The sequence below is a fragment of the Tessaracoccus zhenghani genome, from assembly GCF_055326325.1.
Window position 1 is genome coordinate 268,140 of record NZ_JBUZNQ010000004.1, and the last position, 19,163, is coordinate 287,302.

Annotated in this window: 20 protein-coding genes; 13 read left to right on the forward strand and 7 right to left on the reverse strand. The window is 69.1% G+C overall.

The features are described 5' to 3' along the window. Positions 1-20: 20 nt before the first annotated feature. The 3 genes from ACZK4S_RS11095 to ACZK4S_RS11105 all read right to left on the reverse strand — a co-directional run bounded on the left by ACZK4S_RS11095 (position 21) and on the right by ACZK4S_RS11105 (position 2,765). Positions 21-1,331 (reverse strand): MATE family efflux transporter, encoded by a 1,311-nt coding sequence (locus ACZK4S_RS11095; protein WP_463644293.1) that lies wholly within the window; start codon positions 1,329-1,331, stop codon positions 21-23. Between the two features lie 68 nt (positions 1,332-1,399). Beyond that, a complete protein-coding gene (locus ACZK4S_RS11100) occupies positions 1,400-1,906 on the reverse strand; it encodes a DUF1707 SHOCT-like domain-containing protein (protein WP_463644294.1) in 507 nt (168 codons plus the stop codon). Positions 1,907-1,958: 52 nt separating this feature from the next. Next, on the reverse strand, positions 1,959-2,765 hold the full coding sequence (locus ACZK4S_RS11105; protein ID WP_463644295.1) for a spermidine synthase: 807 nt from the start codon (positions 2,763-2,765) through the stop codon (positions 1,959-1,961). A 130-nt stretch (positions 2,766-2,895) separates the two neighbouring features. Here ACZK4S_RS11105 and ACZK4S_RS11110 point away from each other — a divergent pair, with 130 nt between their 5' ends. From ACZK4S_RS11110 to ACZK4S_RS11120, 3 genes are read left to right on the forward strand one after another with little or no spacing between them, the layout of a single operon-like run. Next, positions 2,896-4,005 (forward strand): ferredoxin reductase, encoded by a 1,110-nt coding sequence (locus tag ACZK4S_RS11110; protein WP_463644296.1) that lies wholly within the window; start codon positions 2,896-2,898, stop codon positions 4,003-4,005. 8 nt (positions 4,006-4,013) lie between these two features. Next, positions 4,014-5,270, forward strand: coding sequence for a fatty acid desaturase family protein (locus ACZK4S_RS11115; RefSeq protein ID WP_463644297.1), 1,257 nt, complete (start codon positions 4,014-4,016; stop codon positions 5,268-5,270). Between the two features lie 50 nt (positions 5,271-5,320). Beyond that, positions 5,321-6,043, forward strand: a complete 723-nt coding sequence (locus tag ACZK4S_RS11120) for a hypothetical protein (protein ID WP_463644298.1) — start codon at positions 5,321-5,323, stop codon at positions 6,041-6,043. 32 nt (positions 6,044-6,075) lie between these two features. Here the strand turns inward: ACZK4S_RS11120 and ACZK4S_RS11125 are convergent, their stop codons facing one another. Both ACZK4S_RS11125 and ACZK4S_RS11130 read right to left on the reverse strand, forming a co-directional pair. Further along, entirely contained in the window at positions 6,076-6,594 is a 519-nt protein-coding gene (locus ACZK4S_RS11125) for a hypothetical protein (RefSeq protein ID WP_463644299.1), read from the reverse strand. Between the two features lie 12 nt (positions 6,595-6,606). Then, the gene (locus ACZK4S_RS11130) at positions 6,607-6,960 is read right to left on the reverse strand and encodes a DUF5997 family protein (protein WP_076063686.1); all 354 of its coding nucleotides are present in this window, start codon (positions 6,958-6,960) and stop codon (positions 6,607-6,609) included. A gap of 33 nt (positions 6,961-6,993) precedes the next feature. Here ACZK4S_RS11130 and ACZK4S_RS11135 point away from each other — a divergent pair, with 33 nt between their 5' ends. The 5 genes from ACZK4S_RS11135 to ACZK4S_RS11155 all read left to right on the forward strand — a co-directional run bounded on the left by ACZK4S_RS11135 (position 6,994) and on the right by ACZK4S_RS11155 (position 10,674). Continuing rightward, a complete protein-coding gene (locus tag ACZK4S_RS11135; protein WP_463644300.1) occupies positions 6,994-7,632 on the forward strand; it encodes a LysR family transcriptional regulator substrate-binding protein in 639 nt (212 codons plus the stop codon). Positions 7,633-7,714: 82 nt separating this feature from the next. Beyond that, complete coding sequence (locus ACZK4S_RS11140) at positions 7,715-8,404, forward strand: class E sortase (RefSeq protein WP_463644301.1); 690 nt, start codon at positions 7,715-7,717, stop codon at positions 8,402-8,404. Continuing rightward, a complete protein-coding gene (gene pyrE, locus ACZK4S_RS11145) occupies positions 8,401-8,940 on the forward strand; it encodes an orotate phosphoribosyltransferase (RefSeq protein ID WP_076063693.1) in 540 nt (179 codons plus the stop codon). The genes ACZK4S_RS11140 and pyrE overlap by 4 nt, the downstream gene beginning before the upstream one ends. Positions 8,941-9,034: 94 nt before the next feature. Beyond that, positions 9,035-9,769 (forward strand): LemA family protein, encoded by a 735-nt coding sequence (locus ACZK4S_RS11150; RefSeq protein ID WP_463644302.1) that lies wholly within the window; start codon positions 9,035-9,037, stop codon positions 9,767-9,769. 362 nt (positions 9,770-10,131) lie between these two features. After that, positions 10,132-10,674 (forward strand): YceI family protein, encoded by a 543-nt coding sequence (locus tag ACZK4S_RS11155; RefSeq protein ID WP_076063695.1) that lies wholly within the window; start codon positions 10,132-10,134, stop codon positions 10,672-10,674. 74 nt (positions 10,675-10,748) lie between these two features. Here the strand turns inward: ACZK4S_RS11155 and ACZK4S_RS11160 are convergent, their stop codons facing one another. Beyond that, complete coding sequence (locus ACZK4S_RS11160; RefSeq protein ID WP_459396918.1) at positions 10,749-11,111, reverse strand: GNAT family N-acetyltransferase; 363 nt, start codon at positions 11,109-11,111, stop codon at positions 10,749-10,751. 26 nt (positions 11,112-11,137) lie between these two features. Between ACZK4S_RS11160 and ACZK4S_RS11165 the strand changes: the two genes are divergently transcribed. The 5 genes from ACZK4S_RS11165 (at position 11,138) to fbaA (ending at position 15,905) form a co-directional block, all read left to right on the forward strand. Continuing rightward, a complete protein-coding gene (locus ACZK4S_RS11165; protein WP_459396919.1) occupies positions 11,138-12,496 on the forward strand; it encodes a hemolysin family protein in 1,359 nt (452 codons plus the stop codon). Next, positions 12,493-13,536 (forward strand): hemolysin family protein, encoded by a 1,044-nt coding sequence (locus ACZK4S_RS11170; RefSeq protein ID WP_463644303.1) that lies wholly within the window; start codon positions 12,493-12,495, stop codon positions 13,534-13,536. The genes ACZK4S_RS11165 and ACZK4S_RS11170 overlap by 4 nt, the downstream gene beginning before the upstream one ends. Before the next feature lie 18 nt (positions 13,537-13,554). Continuing rightward, positions 13,555-14,205, forward strand: coding sequence for a TrmH family RNA methyltransferase (locus ACZK4S_RS11175; protein ID WP_083665670.1), 651 nt, complete (start codon positions 13,555-13,557; stop codon positions 14,203-14,205). 5 nt (positions 14,206-14,210) lie between these two features. Then, positions 14,211-14,756, forward strand: coding sequence for a hypothetical protein (locus ACZK4S_RS11180; protein ID WP_463644304.1), 546 nt, complete (start codon positions 14,211-14,213; stop codon positions 14,754-14,756). A 126-nt stretch (positions 14,757-14,882) separates the two neighbouring features. Then, positions 14,883-15,905 (forward strand): class II fructose-bisphosphate aldolase, encoded by a 1,023-nt coding sequence (fbaA, locus tag ACZK4S_RS11185; RefSeq protein WP_076063704.1) that lies wholly within the window; start codon positions 14,883-14,885, stop codon positions 15,903-15,905. A 72-nt stretch (positions 15,906-15,977) separates the two neighbouring features. On the opposite strand, the gene ACZK4S_RS11190 is transcribed toward fbaA, so the two are convergent. After that, positions 15,978-19,112: a S8 family serine peptidase gene (locus tag ACZK4S_RS11190; protein WP_463644305.1), complete on the reverse strand. Its 3,135-nt coding sequence runs from the start codon at positions 19,110-19,112 to the stop codon at positions 15,978-15,980. Between the last annotated feature and the right edge of the window lie 51 nt (positions 19,113-19,163).

Here is a 19,163-nt window from a genome sequence, read left to right on the forward strand (position 1 = left end):
GGCGCGTCACACCCGCTGGGTCAGCTTGCGCCCAGCCGCATCCAGTGGTCGCCGCGGGCGCGCAGACCCAGCGTGAGAGCCCGCAACCCCATGAACCCGACGGCGAACGCGAGCCACAACCACGTGAGACCCGGCACTCCGGCGTCGACGGTGAGCGCACCGAACGCCAGGGGAGCGTAGCCCAGCAGCGTGATCACCCCGGCGATGGCCAGGTAGCGGCCGTCCCCGGCGCCGATCAGCACGCCGTCGAGGAGGAACACGTAACCGGCCAGCGGGAGCGTGACGGCGATCAGGACCAGCAGCCAGGCGACGAGCGTGCGGACCGCGTTGTCGGGTGCGAAGAACGCCGCCACCGGTTCCCGGACGAGCACCACGAGCACGCCGATCACTGCGCCGCCGCCCACGGACCACCAGGTCATGAGGCGGGTGGAGTCGCGGGCCTCCTTCGGGTTGGCCGCCCCCAGCGCCGTGCCGATGATGGTCTGCCCGGCGATGGCGAGCGCGTCGAGGGCGTAGGAGAGCAGACCCCACACCTGCATCACGACGTGGTGCGCGGCCAGTCCGGCCGTGCCCTGCCGGGCGGCGATGTAGGTGGTGATGAGGAGCGCGATGCGCAGGGTGACGGTGCGCAGCAACAGCGGGACGCCGACAGCGAGGCTGCTCATCATCTCCGTCCACGACGGGCGGAGCCTCGCCCCTGCGGCGCGGGCCTTGCGCGCGACGAGCAGGGCCGCCGTCGCGCCCAGCGCGGTTTCTGCCAGCGCGGTGCCGAGGCCTGCGCCGCCGATGCCCATCTGGAGGCCGACGACGAGCGCCACGTTGAGCACCAGGTTGAGCGCGGCGCTGCTGATGGACAGCACCAGCGGGGTGCGGGCGTCCGCGAGCCCGCGGAAGGTGCCGGTGGCGGCGAGCATCACGAGCATGCCCGGCAACCCGGGGAGGGACCAGCGCAGGTACTCCACCGCCTGGGTGTGCACGTCGCCCGTCGCCCCCAGCGCGGTGGCCAGCAACGGCGAGGCGATCCAGACGAGTGCGCCCACCGTCGCCCCGATGAGGCCGGCCAGCCACATGGCCTGGACGCCCAGCTCGATGCCCCGGCCGCGGTGACCGGCGCCGATCTGGCGCGCCACCACGGACGTCGAGCCGTAGGCGAGGAAGATCATCAGGCCGGTGGCAGTGGTGAGCAGGCCGGAACCGATGCCGAGGCCGGCGAGCGGAACGGTGCCGAGGTGGCCCACGATCCAGGTGTCCGCCAGCATCATCAACGGCTGGGCGACCAGCGCGGCGAAGGCGGGCACCGCTAGGGCGAGGACACGTCGGCTCAAACTCATGGCGGGGGCGAGTCTATGCCCCTGTCGCGGCGCCTCATCTCCGACGCCTGCCCGTTGGGACCGGCGGTTCAGTACCCGCGTTTGGTGTTCCAGTCCCAGATGTACCAGGCGTAGATGATGTTGCCGATGCCGCCGGTGAGGAAGAACAGGAGCAGGTGCACCCAGAACGAGTTGTACTTGCGGTATATCGCGACGGGCCCGCTCTGGTTGACGAACACCTGCTGGACCGGGGCCATGGGTTGGTGTGCGTACATGGGCGGCGGGTAGGGCGGCGGCATCTGCGGCGGGCCGTAGGGCGAGGGCGCCAGGTGGGGCGCGGCGTAGGGAGGCGGTGGGGGAGTCTGCAGCGGGGCCGGCGACGGGACCGCGGGCAGGCTGGACGCGGGGCCGGGCTTGGGTGCGGGCAGATCCGAGAAGAGCGAGGCCAGTTCCCCGAGCGTGCGGGCCGTCAGCGCGTTGCCGATCCGTTCGTTGAACTCCTCGGAGCTGAGCCTGCCCTGCTCGGCATGGGTCTGGAGGAACCCGACGGCCTCGTTGCGTTCCAGGTCTCCGATGCGGAGCTGCAGGTTGTCCATGACCTCAGGCTAGCTGCGTAGGGCGACAAAATCCCCGCGCCCCACGGAACGCTCACCATCCCCGGCCCCGGGGGCCGGGCGAGTCCTCCATGGTGTCGTCGGTGAAGGGCAGCGCCCCGCCGGGCCAGCGCTGCGCCGCGTGCCCCGTGACCCAGCGGTAGCCGAAGAGCCGGCGCCCGGATTCACGCTCGATCGGCCCGGTGTCGGGCTTGGTGTCGGACGCCCACATCAGCAGGTTCCCGAAGCGTCGGCCCTTGTAGACGTCGTTCTCCATCCCGATCATCGAATGCTTCCACCGTTGGTTGAGCCCGCCGGCGAGCTTCCGGGCCCACTCGAAGGGCGCCTTGTCGGTGATGTTGAAGATGACGACGGCGTCGCCCCTGCCGATGCGCCGCAGGTCGTCCAGCGCCTGTTGGGTCACCAGGTCTCCCGGCACCACGAGTTCCTTGAAGGCATCGACGATGATGACGTCGGCCCACTGCGAGGGCATCGCGGCCAACCCCGTGCGGCCGTCGACGTCGCGGACCTTGATCCCGGAACGGCTGGGCAGCGGGATCTTGCGCCGCACCTCCTCGGTGAGCTCGACGTCGGGCTCGCACACCACCTGGGCAGTCTCCGGCCGGCGGTGGGCCACCCAACGCGGGATGGTCATGCCGGCGCCGCCGATGTGGACGACGCGGAGCCGCTGGTCCGCAGGTGCCCGAAAGGCCGAGTGTTCCAGCAGCAGGGAGATGTGCGCCACGTACTCGAACAGGAGCAGATCCGGCTGGTACGGATCCACGTAGGACTGCGACGTGGGGCCGAACCGGACGTAGTACGCCCCCATCGTTTCGGGGTCGGGAAAGAGTCGGTCAGCCACCTGGAGAGCCTAGCCAAACCTCAGCGGCGGCGCTCGGGGAGCGCCTCGGGCGGGGCCCGGGGAGCCGGTTCCTGTCCACCGGTATACCGTTTTCCCCGCCCCTTACCTACGGTGCCGTAGGCTTGTATGCATGACCACAACGGGGGTCATCGCCCCTCAGCCCCAGACCACGTCGGTCGCGAAGCGCGTTCTCGGCGGTGTCCGGAAGGGCGCCCGCAGGGTTGCGGAGGCCATCGCCACCCCGCTTCTCCCCGAAGACTTCCTCGACCTCATCAGCCCACTGGGCTCCGGTGCCGAACTCCGCGGCCGGGTGCTGGGCGTGCGCGCCGAAGGCCCCAACGCCACCACCGTCACCATCCGTCCCGGCAGGGGTTGGCGCCCCCACACGCCCGGCCAGTACGTCCGCATCGGCTTCGACGTGGACGGCGTGCGCCTGTGGCGCGCGTACTCCCTGACCAGCCCGGTGAATGCGGACACCTTCACCATCACGGCACGCGCCATCCCGGACGGCAAGGTCAGCAACTTCGTCCGCAGCCTCGCCCCGGGCACGTTGCTCCACCTGGACCAGGCCGAAGGCCTCTTCACGCTGCCCACGCCCACCCCGCCCGCCGCGCTGTTCCTGACGGCGGGCTCCGGCATCACGCCCATCATGGGCATGCTGCGCAACGACCCCCTGCCGGCGGATGTGGTCATCGTCCACTCCGCCCCCAGCGAGGCCGAGGCGCTGTTCCTCCCTGAGTTGCGTCGCCTCGAGGCGGCTGGCCGCCTGCGGCTGGTCACCCGCTTCACCGCCGTCGACGGCATCCTCACGCCCGACCAACTCGACTCGGTGGTCCCTGACTGGCGCAGCCGCGACACCTGGGCCTGCGGCCCGGCCGCCATGCTCGACGACGCGGAGGCCCATTGGGCCGCCGCGGGCTTGGGGGAGCGGTTGCACACCGAACGCTTCCGCGCGGCCATCATCGCCGTCGGCGACGGTGGCGCGGTGACCTTCGACACCTCCGGCGTGACGGTGGACGCCGACGCCGCCACCACCCTGCTCGACGCCGGCGAGGATGCCGGTGTCCTGATGCCCTCCGGATGCCGGATGGGCATCTGCTTCAACTGTGTGTTGCCGCTCACCGGGGGCAGCATCCGCGACCTACGCACCGGGGAAGTCACCACGGCTGATCCCCAAGACCCTGTACTCGTCCAGACCTGCGTATCGGCTGCTGCCGGGCCCTGTCACCTCACCGTTTAGGACATGCCATGACTGCCACCACGGAAGTTCGCTCCAACCGCATCACCGCCAGCACACCGCAACAGCGCGCCGAGACCTCGTCGACGGGGCGGCGCAACCCCATCGCCCACCTCAGCCCGGCAGACATCGAGGCCATCGGCCGCGAGCTCGACGAGCTCCGCGACGAGGTGCTCAACAGCCGCGGCGCCAACGACGCCGACTACATCCGCGGCGTCATCCGCCTCCAGCGCATGCTGGAGGCGGGCAGCCGCGTCATGCTGCTGTTCTCGAAGTTCCCGCCGGCGTTCATCGCGGGCACCGCGGGGCTGACGTTCGCCAAGATCATCGAGAACACCGAGATCGGCCACAACATCCTCCACGGCCAGTGGGACTGGATGCGCGACAAGAAGATCCACTCCAGCACGTGGGAATGGGATTTCGCGTCGCCGGCGGAGCAGTGGAAGCGCTCGCACAACGTCGAGCACCACACCTACACCAACGTCGTCGGCATGGACAACGACCTGGGCTACAACATCATGCGCGTGGACTCCGGCCAGGAATGGGAGCTCAAGCACCTGTTCCAGTCCGTGACGAACTTCTTCACCATGCTGTTCTTCGAGTACGGCATCGCCGCCTACGACATGCAGATCAAGGAGTGGAAGGACGGCAAGCGGTCCACGGCCGAGTTCAAGGCAGACCTGACCGCCACGCTGAAGAAGATCGGCAAGCAGTTCAGCAAGGACTACGTCGTGCACCCGCTGCTGTCGGGCCCGTCGGCGTTGCCCACGCTGGCCGCCAACGTGATCGCCAACACCCTGCGCAACATCTGGACCCACTCGGTGATCCTGTGCGGGCACCTGCCTGAGGGCGTCGAGACGTTCGAGACGGAATCCATCGAGGGCGAGACCCGGGGCGAGTGGTACCTGCGGCAGATGCTCGGCTCCGCCAACATCACAGGCTCGAGGGTGATGCACCTGATGACCGGGCACCTCTCGCACCAGATCGAGCACCACCTGTTCCCGGACATGCCCAGCAACCGGTACCCGCAGATCGCGCCGCGGATCCAGGAACTGATGGAGCGCCACAACCTGCGCTACGTCTCCGGCCCCCTGTACAAGCAGGTGTTCTCCGCCTGGCGCACGGTGCTGCGCCACTCGCTGCCGGACAAGCGCGAGGGCTCCAGCCGCCTGCGCGAGGTGGCCGGCGCCGCACGCGACGCCGTCGGTGAGGTCGTGCGCAACACGCGCGGCATGTGGCTGCCCCGTCGGGCCGCCGTCGCGTCGTAGGCGACTATCCTGTGCTCCGACCGCCGTTGAGGGCATAGGAGGTGCGCGTCGTGCGCGAAGACCGGCCGAGTAGCCATCAGCAGTTGGGGCGAACCTTCATCACGCAGCAACGCGTGATCGCCCTGCTGAGCTTCTTCCTGCCGGTGTCGCTCATCGGCTGGAGCCTGATCAGCGGTGAAGGCCTCCGCGGCAGCATCTCGGAGTACTACTACACGCCCATGCGCGACGTGTTCGTCGGCACGCTGTGCGCGCTGGCGCTGTTCCTCTGGTCCTACCGCGGCTACCACCCCACCAACCCGGAGCTGCGGGCCGATCGGATCGTGGCCAAGGTGGCCTCGATCGCCGCGGCCCTCGTCGCGCTGGCCCCGCTCCAGCCGCGGCAGGCGGAGTGGGACTGCACGGTGCTGCAATGCGTGATCGGGGTGAGCACCACCTACTGGCTGCACAATGTCGCCGCTTCGGTGTTCCTGCTGGCGCTGGCGACCTTCTGCCTGATCCTGTTCCCCCTGAGCGCCATCCCGGAGCATGACCTGGGGCCCCGCCTGGTGGCCTACGGCATCAGCGGCGCCACCATCGTGATCTCGGTGCTCCTGATGGTGCTGTGGACGTTCCTGCCCGTGGAGATCTACTTCATGCTGGGCCGCTACAAGCCCATCCTGATGTTGGAGACGATCGCGCTGGTGGCCTTCGCGTGGAGCTGGTTCCTGCGGAGCCGCGCCGTCGAGCACGCCGCGCTCGCCCGGTTCCGGCCGCCCGAAGAGGTGGCGGCCTGACCCGTCGTCGTCGCGGCGCGAACGGGGCGGCGTCAGTCGCCCTCGGCGTCCTGCCTCGGCACGAAGCTGAGCACGCCGCAGTCGTGGCACTGGACGGCGTCGCCGTCGAGCAGCGCCTGCACGCCCACCTGCTTCTTCCACTCCAGGTACCGCGCGCGGTCCAGGTGCGCCACCTGGGCGGGGTCGATGACCTCCACCTGGTAGCTGTCGCACTCCGGGCATTGGGGCGTGGCGTCGAGCCACTGCACCTCGAAGTCGTCTCCCATGAGGCTGAAGTTGCCGCATTCCGGGCAGTCCCAGCACATGAGGATGGTTTCCGGGTCGATGTCGTAGCGATTCACCAGATCATCGAACGACTGGGGGTCCACCGCCCGAAGGTCCGTCGGGTCCATCCAGGTGACCGGTGCCTCGCAGTAGTCGCAGACCTTCTCCGACATCAGCTGCAGGATCTTCTGCGCCTCTTCGTCGTCCTCCAGGGAGCGCAGGAATTCCTCGTCGACGACGACCTCCTCGTCGGCGACCGGGGGATCTGTGGGTTCAATCGTGGCCATGGGTCAGTCCTCTCAGTGCTGGTCGCGCTGACGGGCCTGTTCCTTCAGCACCTTCTGGTGCGTCTCGCGCTCGTCGACGAGCCAGCCCGGCGGGTTGGCCAGCAGCTCGCCGATCTCATCGCTGGTCAGCGCCTCCTTCACGCCGGAGCGGGCTAGGCCCGACTTCGAGACCCCCAGCTTCTGCGCGACGACGTCGCGGGGGAACGGGCCGTTGCGGCGCAGCTCCACCAACCACTCCGGGGGGTCGTCGCGCAGCGCGTCGACCTCTTCGCGGGTGATGGGGGTGGTGCGGAAGTCCTCGGGCGCGGCGGGCAGGTAGATGCCCAGTTTGGCCGCTGCGGTGATCGGCTTCATCGTCTGGCTCATGCCCGAAGCGTAGCCCTGCAGTAGCCTCAACGCATGACAGCAGCAGACGACGGCGGCCTGCGCATCGGCTTCGTGCCGGGCGTCACGCTCACCAAATGGCGCCGCATCTGGGGCGAGCGGTTCCGCGAACCGCTGGAGGTGACGGAGATCACCGAGGCGGAGCAGCGGCGCGCCGTGGTCGCCGGCGACGTCGACCTGTGTTTCGTGCGGCTGCCCATCGACAAGAACGGGCTGCACGTCATCCCGCTCTACGAGGAACAGCCCGTGCTGTGGTTGAGCAAGGACCACCTCCTGGCGGGGCTGGACGAGGTCACCGCCGAGGACCTGGCGGAGGACGGCACGCGGGTGATTCACGACGCGGAGCCGGAGAGCGTCGACCTCGCCGCCTACTCCGCCGCCGTGCTCCGGGTGCCGATGTCGATCGCGCGCTCCGGTAGCCGGAAGGACATGGTCTATCTCCCGGTCGTCGATGCGGAGCCGACCACGGTCGGGCTGGCCTGGCGGGTGGACAACGAGCACCCCCGGATCGAGGACTTCATCGGCGTGGTGCGCGGCCGCACGGTCAACAGCACGCGGACGGCCCAGGCCAAGGGGGAGAAGCCCCCGAAGGAGCAGCCGCGCGCGGCGAAGCCTCCGCAGCCGAAGGGTCGACGGAGCCCACGCCGCCGTTGACCGCGGAGGCTCGCCGCCCAGTGGTGTCCGCTGGGACGGGCTCAGGGACCGCGAGGCGGGGGCATCCTGCAAGAATGGGTCCGTGGCGACTCGGGTGATCAGGGAGAAGCGGGGCATCTCCCCGTTCCTGCTGCTCCTCGTGACCCTGCTCGTCGTGATCCTCGCGGTGGGCGGGTACGTCGGCTGGCAGGTCTGGGGGACCACTGCGTTCGCCCGTGACCGTGCCGTCGACGAGATCACCCGGCTCCGCACGGAATGGGACGCGCCGCTCCCTCCCGAATTGCAGCAGGAGGATCCCGCCGCCCCGCCGCTCATCGCGGAGCCCGGCATGCATGAAGCCAACTGGCTGCTGCGCATTCCGGCGTTCAGCGCGGAGTGGCCGATCATCGCCGGGGTCGAGCCCACGGATCTCAACCGGGGGGTCGGCTGGTACCCCGGCAGCGCGTTGCCCGGCCAGTTGGGCAACTTCGCACTGGCGGGCAACTGCGTGACGGAGGGGGAGCCCTTCCGCCGCCTTCTCGAGTTGCGGCAGGGCGACGAGATCGTCGTCGAGACCCGCACCGCCACCTTCACCTACGAGATCGTCTCGGCCCCCGCCGAGCTCACCGTCGGGGCTGACGACAACTGGGTCCTGGAGCCGGTCCCCGGCCACCCCGACGTCGTGCCCCACCAGGCGCTCATCACCCTCACCACCTGCGAGGATCTGTTCCCCACCCCGGACCGGGCCGTCGGCTTCGGCACCCTCAGCGACACGGAGAAGAAGACATCATGACCGACCGCACCGAACTCATCGAGCACGTCCAGAACCTCGCCGTCGTGCACGGCAAGGTCACCCTCGCCTCCGGCAAGGAGGCCGACTACTACGTCGACATGCGACGCGTGACGCTCGACGGCGCGGCCGCCCCCGTCGTCGGCCGCGTGATGAACGACCTGGTGGCGGACCTCGACTTCGACGCCGTGGGCGGCCTCACGCTGGGCGCCGACCCTGTCGCCACCGCCATGCTGCACTCGAAGGCCGCAGCCGGCGGACGCCTGGACGTGTTCGTGGTGCGCAAGGAGAGCAAGTCGCATGGCATGCAGCGCCGGATCGAGGGCACCGAGGTCTCGGGCCGCCGGGTGCTGGTCGTCGAGGACACCTCCACGACGGGCGGCTCGGCCCTCACCGCCGTCGAGGCCGTGCGGGAGGCGGGCGCCGAGGTGGTGGCCGTGGCGGTGGTCGTCGACCGCGGCACCGGTGCGGCCGAGGCTGTCGCCGAAGCCGGGCTCGAGTACCGCTACGCCCTCAACCTGGCCGACCTCGGCCTCTGACCCCCTTTTCGGGACCCCATCCAATTGCTCCGGTGAGACCCTGCCCGTGGCTTCGCGCCTGCGGTAGCGTGATTCCCGAAGATAGGAGAACTTCGTGGACACACTGCTGATCATCCTGGCCGTGCTGGTCGTCCTCGCCCTCGGCGTGGTCCTCTGGGGCGTTGCGGCCTACAACGGTTTCGTCAAGAGCCGCAACCTCATCCAGGAATCCTGGCGCCAGATCGACGTCGAACTCAACCGGCGCTACGAGCTGATCCCCAACCTGGTGGAGACGGTCCGCGGCTACGCGGCGCACGAGCGCAACACGCTCGAGCAGATCACCGCGCTGCGCAACCAGGCCCGTGCGCTCGCCGGCCAGAGCGGCGGCCAGCCCAGCCAAGAGCGCGCCGCCGTCGAATCCGAACTGACCCAGGCGGTGCACAACCTGCTGGTGTCGGTGGAGGCCTACCCGGATCTGAAGTCCAACCAGAACTTCATGCAGCTCCAGCGCGAACTGACGGACACGGAGGATCGCATCGCCGCCTCGCGTCGCTTCTACAACGCCAACGTGCGTGACTACAACACGCGCATCGAATCGGTGCCCAGCAACATCATCGCCGGGTTCGCGAAGTTCGAGAAGGCCACGTACTTCGAGGTCAACGACCCGATGGTCCGCCAGGCCCCCGACGTGAACTTCGGCGAGATCTCCCAGCGCCCCGCTGCCGCCCCCGAGCAGCAGCAGCAGCAGATCGCGCCGCAGCAGCAGTACCAGCAGCCGGTCCAGCCGCCGCAGCAGCAGATCCAGCAGCCGCAGCAGCAGCCCGCGGATCGGCCCCCGTTCGAGAACTGAGCCGCCCGTGAGCAGGCAGACGCCCCTTCGTCGTAGCGACGGAGGGGCGTCTTCCGCTTTCGGCTCTCCCGCCGTCGGCCCCGACCCACGTCGCGCCCGGCCGTCGGCCCCGAATCTGGATTCAGCGTCGTGCGCGACCTCAGATCTAGATTCGGCCCCCACGCCACCCCACCCCAAATCTGGATTCAGCGTCGTCAACCACCCCAGATCTTGATTTGGCGCCATCGCCCCAAACCAGACCCCCTCGCACCCCAGGCGACACGCCGCTCCCACAAGGGACTTTGGTGAAAACCGTCAGACATAGTTGAAACCTCAATCAAAGACTGTTAGAGTTTCAACTACCACCCCGGAAAGGAAACACTATGTCCCTCAACGAACTCCACGGCACCTTCGTCCTCGACCCCGCCCACACCACCTTCTCCTTCGTGACCCGCCACGCGATGGTCACCAAGGTCCGCGGCTCCTTCGAGAAGTTCGAGGGCCAGGCCGTCATCAACGCCGACGATGTGAAGGCCAGCACCCTCGAGGTCACCATCGACGCCGCGTCGATCAACACCCGCAACGCGGACCGCGACGGCCACGTCCGCTCCGCCGACTTCTTCGATGTCGAGAACTACCCCACCTGGACCTTCAAGGGCACCGACTTCTCCATCGAAGGCGACACCGTCAACGTGACCGGCGACCTCACCATCAAGGACGTCACCAAGTCCATCACCATCCCGCTGGAGTACCAGGGCTCGGCCCTCGACCCCTTCGGCAACACCCGCGTGGGCTTCGAAGGCTCCAAGCAGATCCAGCGCTCCGACTTCGGCCTGACCTGGAACGCAGCCCTCGAGACCGGTGGCTTCCTCGTCTCCGACAAGGTCGTCCTCGAGTTCGAGATCTCGGCCATCAAGCAGGCCTGATCTCCCCAGATCACCACAGGAACGCCCCGGTGACCACACCGGGGCGTTCTTCTGTCTCTGCTCAGGGGAGCGGGTCAGGAACCGTAGCCGAGCGACTCGTATTCGGGGTGCTTGGCCATCCAACTCTTGACGAACGGGCAGATCGGCAACACCTTGCGGTCGCCGGCCCCGCGCACGTCGTCGAGGGCGCCGCGGACGAGGGTGGAGCCCAAGCCCTTGCCCTCGAAGGCGGGGTCGATCTCCGTGTGGGTGAACGTGATGAGCTCGTTGCTCAGAATGTAGTCGGCGAAACCGGCGAGGTCGTCGCCCAGCCGGATCTCGTAGCGGTTCTGCTCGGGATTGTTGGTGACGGTGGCTTTTTCGGTCATGTGTCGACGATACGTCCACCTGACATACTGGAGTGCATGCCATGCTGTGACACATCGGAGGGGTCCCAACGTCTGCCTCTCAGAGGTAAACCGAGATGACCCCTGTTGTATCCCTGCTCGTAGGCGTCCTGGTCGTGCTCCTGATCACGGTCGCCACCGGCTATTTCGTGGCGCAGGAGTTCGCCTACGTCGCCGTTGACCGGTCCAAGTTGGGCAGCCGCGCCAAGGCCGGCGACGACCGCGCGGCCCGCACCCTCGAGATCACCCGCCGCACCTCGTTCATGCTCTCCGGCGCCCAGCTGGGCATCACCGTCACGGGACTGCTCGTCGGGTACGTCGCGGAGCCGCTGATCGGCCAGGCCATCGGCTCCCTGCTCGACGGCGGGGCGCTCACCGCGGTCAGCGTGGCCATCGGCGGATTCGTGGCCATCGGGTTCTCCACGTTCGTGCAGATGCTGATCGGCGAGCTGTTCCCCAAGAACTACGCCATCGCCCGCTCGACGGTGGTGGCGGACGCGCTGACGCCGTCGACGCGCATCTACCTGGCCGTGTTCGGCCCTATCATCTGGGTCTTCGATAAGGCGGCCGAACTGCTGCTCCGCGCGCTGCGGATCGAGCCGGTGCACGACGTCGAGTCGGCCGCCTCGGCCACAGATCTCGAGCGCGTCGTCGCCGCCTCGCGCGAATCCGGGACGCTGTCGCCTCAGCTGGCGCACATCCTGGACCGGATCCTCGACTTCCCCCGCCGCGACCTCGACCACGCCATGAACCCCCGCGTGCACGTCGACGTGGTGCGCGCCGACGCCACCATCGGCGAGGTGCGCAACCTCATGGCCACCGGCCACACCCGCTACCCCGTGGTGGACGAGCATGATTCGGTGATCGGGGTGGTCCAGTTGGCAGATGTGCTGCGCACCGGCCGCGCCCTCGACGAGCCCGTGCTGCGCATCGCCCGCGAGCCCTTCCGGCTGCCGGACCTCACCAAGCTGCCGGACGCCGAGAACCAGCTGCGCGCCGCCGGCGAGCAGATGGCCTGCATCATCGACGAGTTCGGCGTCTTCGTGGGCGTCGTGACCCTCGAGGACCTGGCCGAGGAGGTCATCGGCGAGCTGACCGACGAGCACGACCCCGACAACCCCGATTACCTCCCGCAGTCCGACGACGGCGTCTGGGTCATGCCCGGCGACGTCCACGTGGACGAGGTGGAGCGCGCCATCGGACTCAAGCTCCCCGGCGGCGACTTCGAGACCATCTCCGGCCTCATCATCCACTCCCTGGGGGACCTGCCGGAGGAGGGCGCCGTCGTGAACCTCGTGCTGGAGCCGACGGCGGCGCAGCGTGCCATCGACTCCCACTCCCCGGCGCACCTCGTGCGCATCGAGGTGCTGGCCGTGGAGCGCCACGTGGCCTCCCGCGTGCGGATCTCGCTGCCTGAACTGGGGGAGCAGAAATGACGTTGCTCGAGACAGGCATGAGCGGCTGGACCGTCACCCTCTGGACCGTGCTGATCATCGTGCTGAGCGCGTTCTTCGTCGCCGTCGAATTTGCGCTGATGGCCGCCAAGCCGCACCGGCTGGAGGAGCGGGCGGGCACATTCGCCGGCCGCGCCGCCATCAAGAGTTCGCATGAACTCACCCTGGTGCTGGCCGGCTCCCAACTGGGCATCACGGTGTGCACGCTGGCGCTCGGCGCCATCACCAAGCCCGCCGTGCACCACGCGCTGACCCCGCTGTTGGAGGTCACCGGGCTGCCCGCCGCCGTCGCCGACGTCGCGTCGTTCGTGCTGGCGCTGATCATCGTCACGTTCCTCCACCTGGTGGTCGGGGAGATGGCCCCCAAGTCCTGGGCCATCGCGCACCCCGAGGAATCCTCGGTGCTGCTGGCGGTGCCGATGCGGGCCTTCATGTTCGTGGTCCGCCCCATCCTCAAGGCGATGAACGCGATGGCCAACTGGCTGGTCCGCAAGGCCGGCGCGGAGCCCGTCGACGGGCTGTCGGCCACGCAGGACGTCGCCGGCCTGCGTCACCTGGTGGAGCATTCCGCCAACGTCGGCGCCCTGGAGGCCAGCTTCCAGTCGTCGATCACGTCCGTGCTGACCCTGCGCGAGCGCCAGGTGCGCGAACTGGTGCCGGAGGGGCAGGAACTGGCCGCCATCCCGGTGACCGGCACCCTGGCGGACGTGCAGATGGTGACGCGCAACCACGGCCACATGCGGGTGCTCGTCCGCGACGGTGGAACCACCGTCGGCATCGTGCACGTCCGCGACACCCTGGACGAGCCGGACCTGTCGCGCCCCGCGATGGACCTGGCCCGCCCGCCCGTACGGCTGCCCGCGGACACCGGTGTCGCCACCGCGCTCAACCAGCTGCGCCTGGCCCGCACCCAGATCGCCGTGGTGACCGACGGCGACCTCGAGATCGGCATCGTCACCCTCAGCGACGTGCTGCCCGGGCTGATGCCCACGGGCATCGTCCAATCCGTCGATGCGGGCTGAGCCGCTATCCTGCCGGGCATGACCGACGAGCCCCACGACCCCACTGCGCCAACCGTGGGAGTGGGGCCGCACCCGGAGCCGTGGCCGGACGACGAGCGCCTCGACGCGGAACTGCTGCGCGACGGCGACCGCCGCAACGTCATCGACCGGTACCGGTACTGGAAGCTCGAGGCCATCGTCGCCGATCTTGACCGCACCCGCTCCCGGCTGCACGTGGCCATTCAGAACTGGGAGCACGACTTCAATATCGGCTCAATCGTGCGCACCGCCAACGCGTTCAACGTGGCGGCCGTCCACATCGTCGGGAAGCGACGGTGGAACCGACGCGGCGCGATGGTCACGGACCGCTACCTCCACGTCCACCACCACGAGGACGAGGCGTCGCTGCTGGCCTTCCTCGCGGAGCGCGGCGTCACGGCTGTGGGCGTCGACAACCTGCCCGGTTCCGTGCCCCTGGAGACGGCGGAACTCCCCGCCGACTGCTGCCTCGTCTTCGGCTCCGAGGGCCCCGGCCTGACCGACGCGATGGTGGCGGGCTGCGAGCAGTTGGTGGCCATCACGCAGCACGGCTCCACCCGCTCGATGAACGCCGGGGCGGCCGCGGCGATCGCGATGTACCACTGGCAGTTGCAGCACGGGCCGGCCTCAACCGGGGTGGCGCTAGCATGACCTCCATGCAGCAGCAGGGACAGCGATTCGCGGCCGGGCTGACGCCACTGCCCACGGCGGCACGCGTCACGAGAGCGCGGAGCACCATGCGGTGGCGCGTGATCTCGACGGTGGTTTCGCTCGTTCTGCTGGTGGTGTTCTGGTTCTTCTTCGGCCGCGACTGGTCGCTGGGCTGGACCATCGGCATCGCCGCCCTGTGGCTTGTGTCGACGGTGTTCTGGCTCGTGCTGTCGGCCGTCGGGCTGAGCAACGCCAAGAAGGATCTGGCCGCCATCACCGACGGAGTGGCCTTCTATCTGGACCCCAAGGGCGTCGAATTCGTCCACCCCACCGCAGTGACGGTGCCGTGGGCCGAGGTGACGGCGCTGAAGCTCGCAGGCCACAACTTCGGCGCCGGGCCCAACCTCGTCGTCGAGGCCAACGGCCAACTGGCGGCCAAGGTGCCCGTGGCGTTCCTCGACGCCGCCCCGGCGGTCATCGACTCCGCCGCCCAGGCGTACTCGCTGGGCCGGGTGCGCCTCGACACCACGGCGCTCGACAACCTGCTCTGACCCTCCGACACGATCCCAGCGCCCCGGGAATGTCCGGGGCTACAACCCGGACCCAGACGGTGTGGTATTCAGCCGACGCGATAGGCTGGGCGGGAACCAGCTTTCATCGAGAAAAAAGGGGCTCCCATGCCAGTTGCAACTCCTGAGGTCTACACGGAGATGCTCGACCGGGCCAAGGCGGGCAAGTTCGCCTACCCGGCCATCAACGTCTCCTCTTCGCAGACCCTCAACGCCGCTCTCCAGGGCTTCGCCGAAGCAGGCTCGGACGGCATTCTGCAGGTCTCCACCGGCGGCGCCGAGTACTTCTCCGGCCCCACCATCAAGGACAAGATCGCCGGCGCAGCCGCTTTCGCGGCCTACGCCCAGGAAGTCGCCAAGAACTACCCTGTCAACGTGGCTCTCCACACGGACCACTGCCCGAAGGACAAGCTGGACAGCTTCGTGCGTCCGCTGCTCGCCATCTCGGAAGAGCGCGTCGCCCGCGGCGAACTGCCGCTGTTCCAGTCGCACATGTGGGACGGTTCCGCTGTTCCCATGGAGGAGAACCTGCAGATCGCTGCTGAGCTCCTCGAGCGTTGCGCCAAGGCCAACATCGTCCTCGAGATCGAGGTCGGCGTCGTCGGCGGCGAAGAGGACGGCGTCGAAGCCGCCATCAACGAGAAGCTCTACACCACCGTTGAAGACGGCCTGCGCACCATCGAGGTCCTCGGCCTCGGCGAGAAGGGCCGCTACATGACGGCCCTCACCTTCGGCAACGTGCACGGCGTGTACAAGCCGGGTGCCGTCAAGCTGCGCCCGGAGCTCCTCAAGGAGATCCAGGACGCCGTCGGCGCCAAGTACGGCAAGGAGAAGCCGTTCGACCTCGTGTTCCACGGCGGTTCCGGCTCCACCGCGCAGGAGATTTCCGACGCGGTTGACCACGGTGTCATCAAGATGAACATCGACACCGACACCCAGTACGCCTTCACCCGCCCGGTCGTCACGCACATGTTCAAGAACTACGACGGTGTGCTGAAGATCGACGGTGAGGTCGGCAACAAGAAGCTGTACGACCCCCGCGCCTGGGGCAAGGCAGCCGAGGCCGGCATGGCCGCCCGCGTGCTCGAGGCCTGCCAGCAGCTCCGCTCCGCCGGCCAGTCGTCCAAGTGACGCCTCGCTGACGCACTGAACAGAACTGCGGCCGGTCCCCTCGGGGGCCGGCCGCAGTTGTTTTCCGTCAGATCAGCGGAACCGGACGATGTTGTTGAGGATCTCCTTCGTCACCCAGGTGTACTGGGTGCCGCCGGCCGCCGTGGGCAGTGCCGCGATCACGCTGGCGCTCAGGTAGGTGCGGCAGCCGCCGCGGCCCGTGGCGGCGGTGTCGCACTCGGTGCGCCACCTGCGGCCGTCGGCCGATGTCCAGGCGCCGTTGCGGGCCAACGGGTTCGTGCCCCACTGGGCGCGCGTCATCCGCGGCAGGTAGGTGAGGTTGTTGAACACCCAGCCGTTCGTCTGGGTGAACACACCCGCCTTGGCGGTGACGGTGGTGGCCATGATCATCGTGCGGCAGCGCACCGTCTGCGAGTACGGCTCGCAGGCCGTGAACCATTGGCGCCCGTTGACCATGTGCAGCCCGGGCGTGTTGTACACGTCCCGCACCTCGGGCTTCGGGGCCGCGGTGGTGGGCTTCTTCGTGGGCGTGGGGCTGGGCTCCGGCTCCTCGGTGGGCTCGTCGAGCCACTGGAACGCGGGCGAGGTCCACACCTCGGTCCTGGCCGGGAGGTCCGAGTTGGTCACCCGGATCCGCAGCACGTACTGGCCCTGCGGGGCCGGCACGAGTTCGCCGTCGGCATCGATCAGCAGGCCGTCCCACGCCGCGGAGTTGCCGTCGGGGGAGCGCCACGGCGTGAGCTCGGTGTACACCTCCTGGGCGCTGGCCTCGATCGGCGCTCCGGTAGCATCCGCCTCGAGCACCGACAGTGTCACCGACGACGCCGGGGTGGCCAGCAGGAAACCGACCGCGGGCAGCGCCCATTCGTTGTAGGGCATGGGTTCCTCCACCGGGCTGAACGACGGCGTCATGTCGACGCACAGTCGCCCCTCCCGCTGGAGGCAGTCCCACAGCACGCCCAGGAAGGGCGGGGACTGGCTGTCGTCGCCCAGCACCAGCGGCGCGGCGCTGTAGTCGCCCTTCATGCCGGCGAAGGGGACCTGGATGGAGTGGCCCTCCGTCGTGAACCGGAGGTAGCCGCTGTAGATGGCGGTCTCGGCCGCGGCCTCCGGGGCGTCGATGGTCACGTCCACGGTGGCGCTGCCGCCCGCCGGCACGGTGATCGTCGGCGACGAGAAGGTCACCTGGGCCTGTTCCTGCGTGAAGTCCGGCCGGTTCTGCAACCTGGATTCCCCCCAGGCGACAGACGTGGTCACGGCGTCCTGATGCGTGGCGGTCCACGTCACCGCGGCGTCCGTGGCGTTGGTCAGGGTGAGCGTCTGGCGGAACGGGCCGTCGGCCGACTGACCGGTGGCGAGCTTCGACGGCGTGACCAGGTGTTGCTGCGTGATCGCCCGGTCCACATGGATCAGGCCCGCCCCCTGCCGGTGCGCGCCGTCGAGCACGCCGGATTCCGGCATGAAGGAGAAGGCGGCAGGGGTCGCGGTGTTCTGCAGCCTCGTGCGGACCTCGGCGGGAGTGGCGGCGGGGTCGCCCTGCAGTAGCAGCGCGGCAGCGCCCGCCACGTGCGGCGACGCCATCGACGTGCCGGACATCAGGGCGTGGCCGCCCATCGCCAACGGCATCGTCGAGTAGACGTTGCCGCCCGGCGCCCCGAGATCCGGCTTGAGGCCGAGTTCGGCATCGAGGCCCCACGAGGTGAACACCGAGGCCAGGCCTGGGGTGTAGGGGTTGGGGTCGTCGATGAAGGTACCCGGCACCGTGACCGTGACCGGACCCTGCTCAAGCGCCGCCTGCACCTGGCGTCCCGCGTCGGAGAGGATGCCGATGACGGGCGCGCCGTCGCTCCACACCCAGTCCCAGAAGTACTGCTTGTGCAGCACGACGCCGATCGCGCCGGACTGGAGCGCGAGCTGGGTGCGTCGTTCGATGTCGCAGCCGCCGTCGCCGGAGAAGAACGCCACCTTCCCGGCCAGCGTCGGGTCCGGCTTGCACTGCAGGGGGTCGCTGAAGGTGGCCAGTTCGCCGGTGAAGCCCGTCGGCACCGGGGCCTCGGACACCACGGTGTAGCCGGAGCGGATGGCCTCGCCCGCGGCGGGAGTGAAGACCACCTCGGGGGTGGAGATGCTGGTGGCGTCGAACGAGGCCACGGAGATCGCCTTGGCGGCCACAGACGGGGCGCGCAGCGTCTGGGTGCCGAACTCGCCCTCGTTGCCGGCGGCGACCACCAGCACCACGCCGGCGTCGACCATGCGGTCACCGGCCTGCGAGAGCGGGTGGTTCGCTGAGCTCTGCAGCGGCCAGCCCAGGCTCATGTTGACCACGTCCATGCCGTCGGCGGTGGCGCGCTCCATGGCGTCGAGCACGATGGCCATGGTGGTGTCGCCGCTGCAGGTCAGCACCTTGTAGGCGCCGAGGGTGGCTTCGGGGGCGACGCCCACCACGTCGCCGGCGCCGCCGACGGTGCCCGCCACGTGCGTGCCGTGGCCCAGGCAGTCCATGGGGTCGCCGTCGGGCGTGATCTCGCCCACCTCGCCGAACTCATCGGGGAAGGACGTCCAGTCGTCGCCGATGAAGTCCCAGCCGTAGGCCACGCGCTCGGTGGGGAACGTGGTGGTCTCCGAACCGGTGCCGCCCAGGTCGGGGTGCGCGTAGTCGATGCCGGAGTCGATGATGCCCACCTTGACGCCCCTGCCGGTGGCGCCGAGCTCGCTCTGGGCGCGGTCCGCGCCGATCATGGCGAGCGTCGGCCTGGTGGCGGAACCCTCGGCCGACGGAGGGGCGGCCGGCACCCGCATCGCCAGCACCGGGTGCACGGATTTCACCGAACGCAGCCCGGCCAACTTCCGGGCCTGGGCGTCGTCGGCCTTCACGGTCACGCCGTTGAACAGCCGCGTGTAGATGCGGCCCACCTCCGCGGGCAGGCTCGCGGCACGCGCCTCGGCGGTGAAATCCGAGCGGTTGCGTTGGAGCTGGGTCTGCCGGCCGCCGGAGGCGGTGGGCTGGGAGCGGAACTCGACGAACCATTCGCCGGTGGGCCTGGTCCTCCCCAGGTCTGCGGCCGGGTTGGTCACGTAGTCGGCGAGGTTGCCGAGGTTGACGGGCGCGGGGGCCTCGTCGTCGGCGCGCGACACCGCGGGGGAGAGTGCGAGAGCAGCGACGACGAGCGAAGTCATCGCCGTGCGCCACCAACGTTGCTGGAACATGGCGTCCTTCCGTTGCCAAGAGATGAGCACAACCTACTGGTCCGCGGCCCC

Bases quoted from the DNA above. Each gene is read 5' to 3' on its own strand.
- ACZK4S_RS11175 (WP_083665670.1), top strand. From the start codon at position 13,555: ATGACCGACGAGCCCCACGACCCCACTGCGCCAACCGTGGGAGTGGGG.
- ACZK4S_RS11125 (WP_463644299.1), bottom strand. From the start codon at position 6,594: ATGGCCACGATTGAACCCACAGATCCCCCGGTCGCCGACGAGGAGGTC.
- ACZK4S_RS11130 (WP_076063686.1), bottom strand. From the start codon at position 6,960: ATGAGCCAGACGATGAAGCCGATCACCGCAGCGGCCAAACTGGGCATC.
- ACZK4S_RS11180 (WP_463644304.1), top strand. From the start codon at position 14,211: ATGCAGCAGCAGGGACAGCGATTCGCGGCCGGGCTGACGCCACTGCCC.
- ACZK4S_RS11135 (WP_463644300.1), top strand. From the start codon at position 6,994: ATGACAGCAGCAGACGACGGCGGCCTGCGCATCGGCTTCGTGCCGGGC.
- ACZK4S_RS11190 (WP_463644305.1), bottom strand. From the start codon at position 19,112: ATGTTCCAGCAACGTTGGTGGCGCACGGCGATGACTTCGCTCGTCGTC.
- ACZK4S_RS11115 (WP_463644297.1), top strand. From the start codon at position 4,014: ATGACTGCCACCACGGAAGTTCGCTCCAACCGCATCACCGCCAGCACA.
- ACZK4S_RS11110 (WP_463644296.1), top strand. From the start codon at position 2,896: ATGACCACAACGGGGGTCATCGCCCCTCAGCCCCAGACCACGTCGGTC.
- ACZK4S_RS11095 (WP_463644293.1), bottom strand. From the start codon at position 1,331: ATGAGTTTGAGCCGACGTGTCCTCGCCCTAGCGGTGCCCGCCTTCGCC.
- ACZK4S_RS11100 (WP_463644294.1), bottom strand. From the start codon at position 1,906: ATGGACAACCTGCAGCTCCGCATCGGAGACCTGGAACGCAACGAGGCC.
- ACZK4S_RS11165 (WP_459396919.1), top strand. From the start codon at position 11,138: ATGACCCCTGTTGTATCCCTGCTCGTAGGCGTCCTGGTCGTGCTCCTG.
- fbaA (WP_076063704.1), top strand. From the start codon at position 14,883: ATGCCAGTTGCAACTCCTGAGGTCTACACGGAGATGCTCGACCGGGCC.
- ACZK4S_RS11170 (WP_463644303.1), top strand. From the start codon at position 12,493: ATGACGTTGCTCGAGACAGGCATGAGCGGCTGGACCGTCACCCTCTGG.
- ACZK4S_RS11155 (WP_076063695.1), top strand. From the start codon at position 10,132: ATGTCCCTCAACGAACTCCACGGCACCTTCGTCCTCGACCCCGCCCAC.
- pyrE (WP_076063693.1), top strand. From the start codon at position 8,401: ATGACCGACCGCACCGAACTCATCGAGCACGTCCAGAACCTCGCCGTC.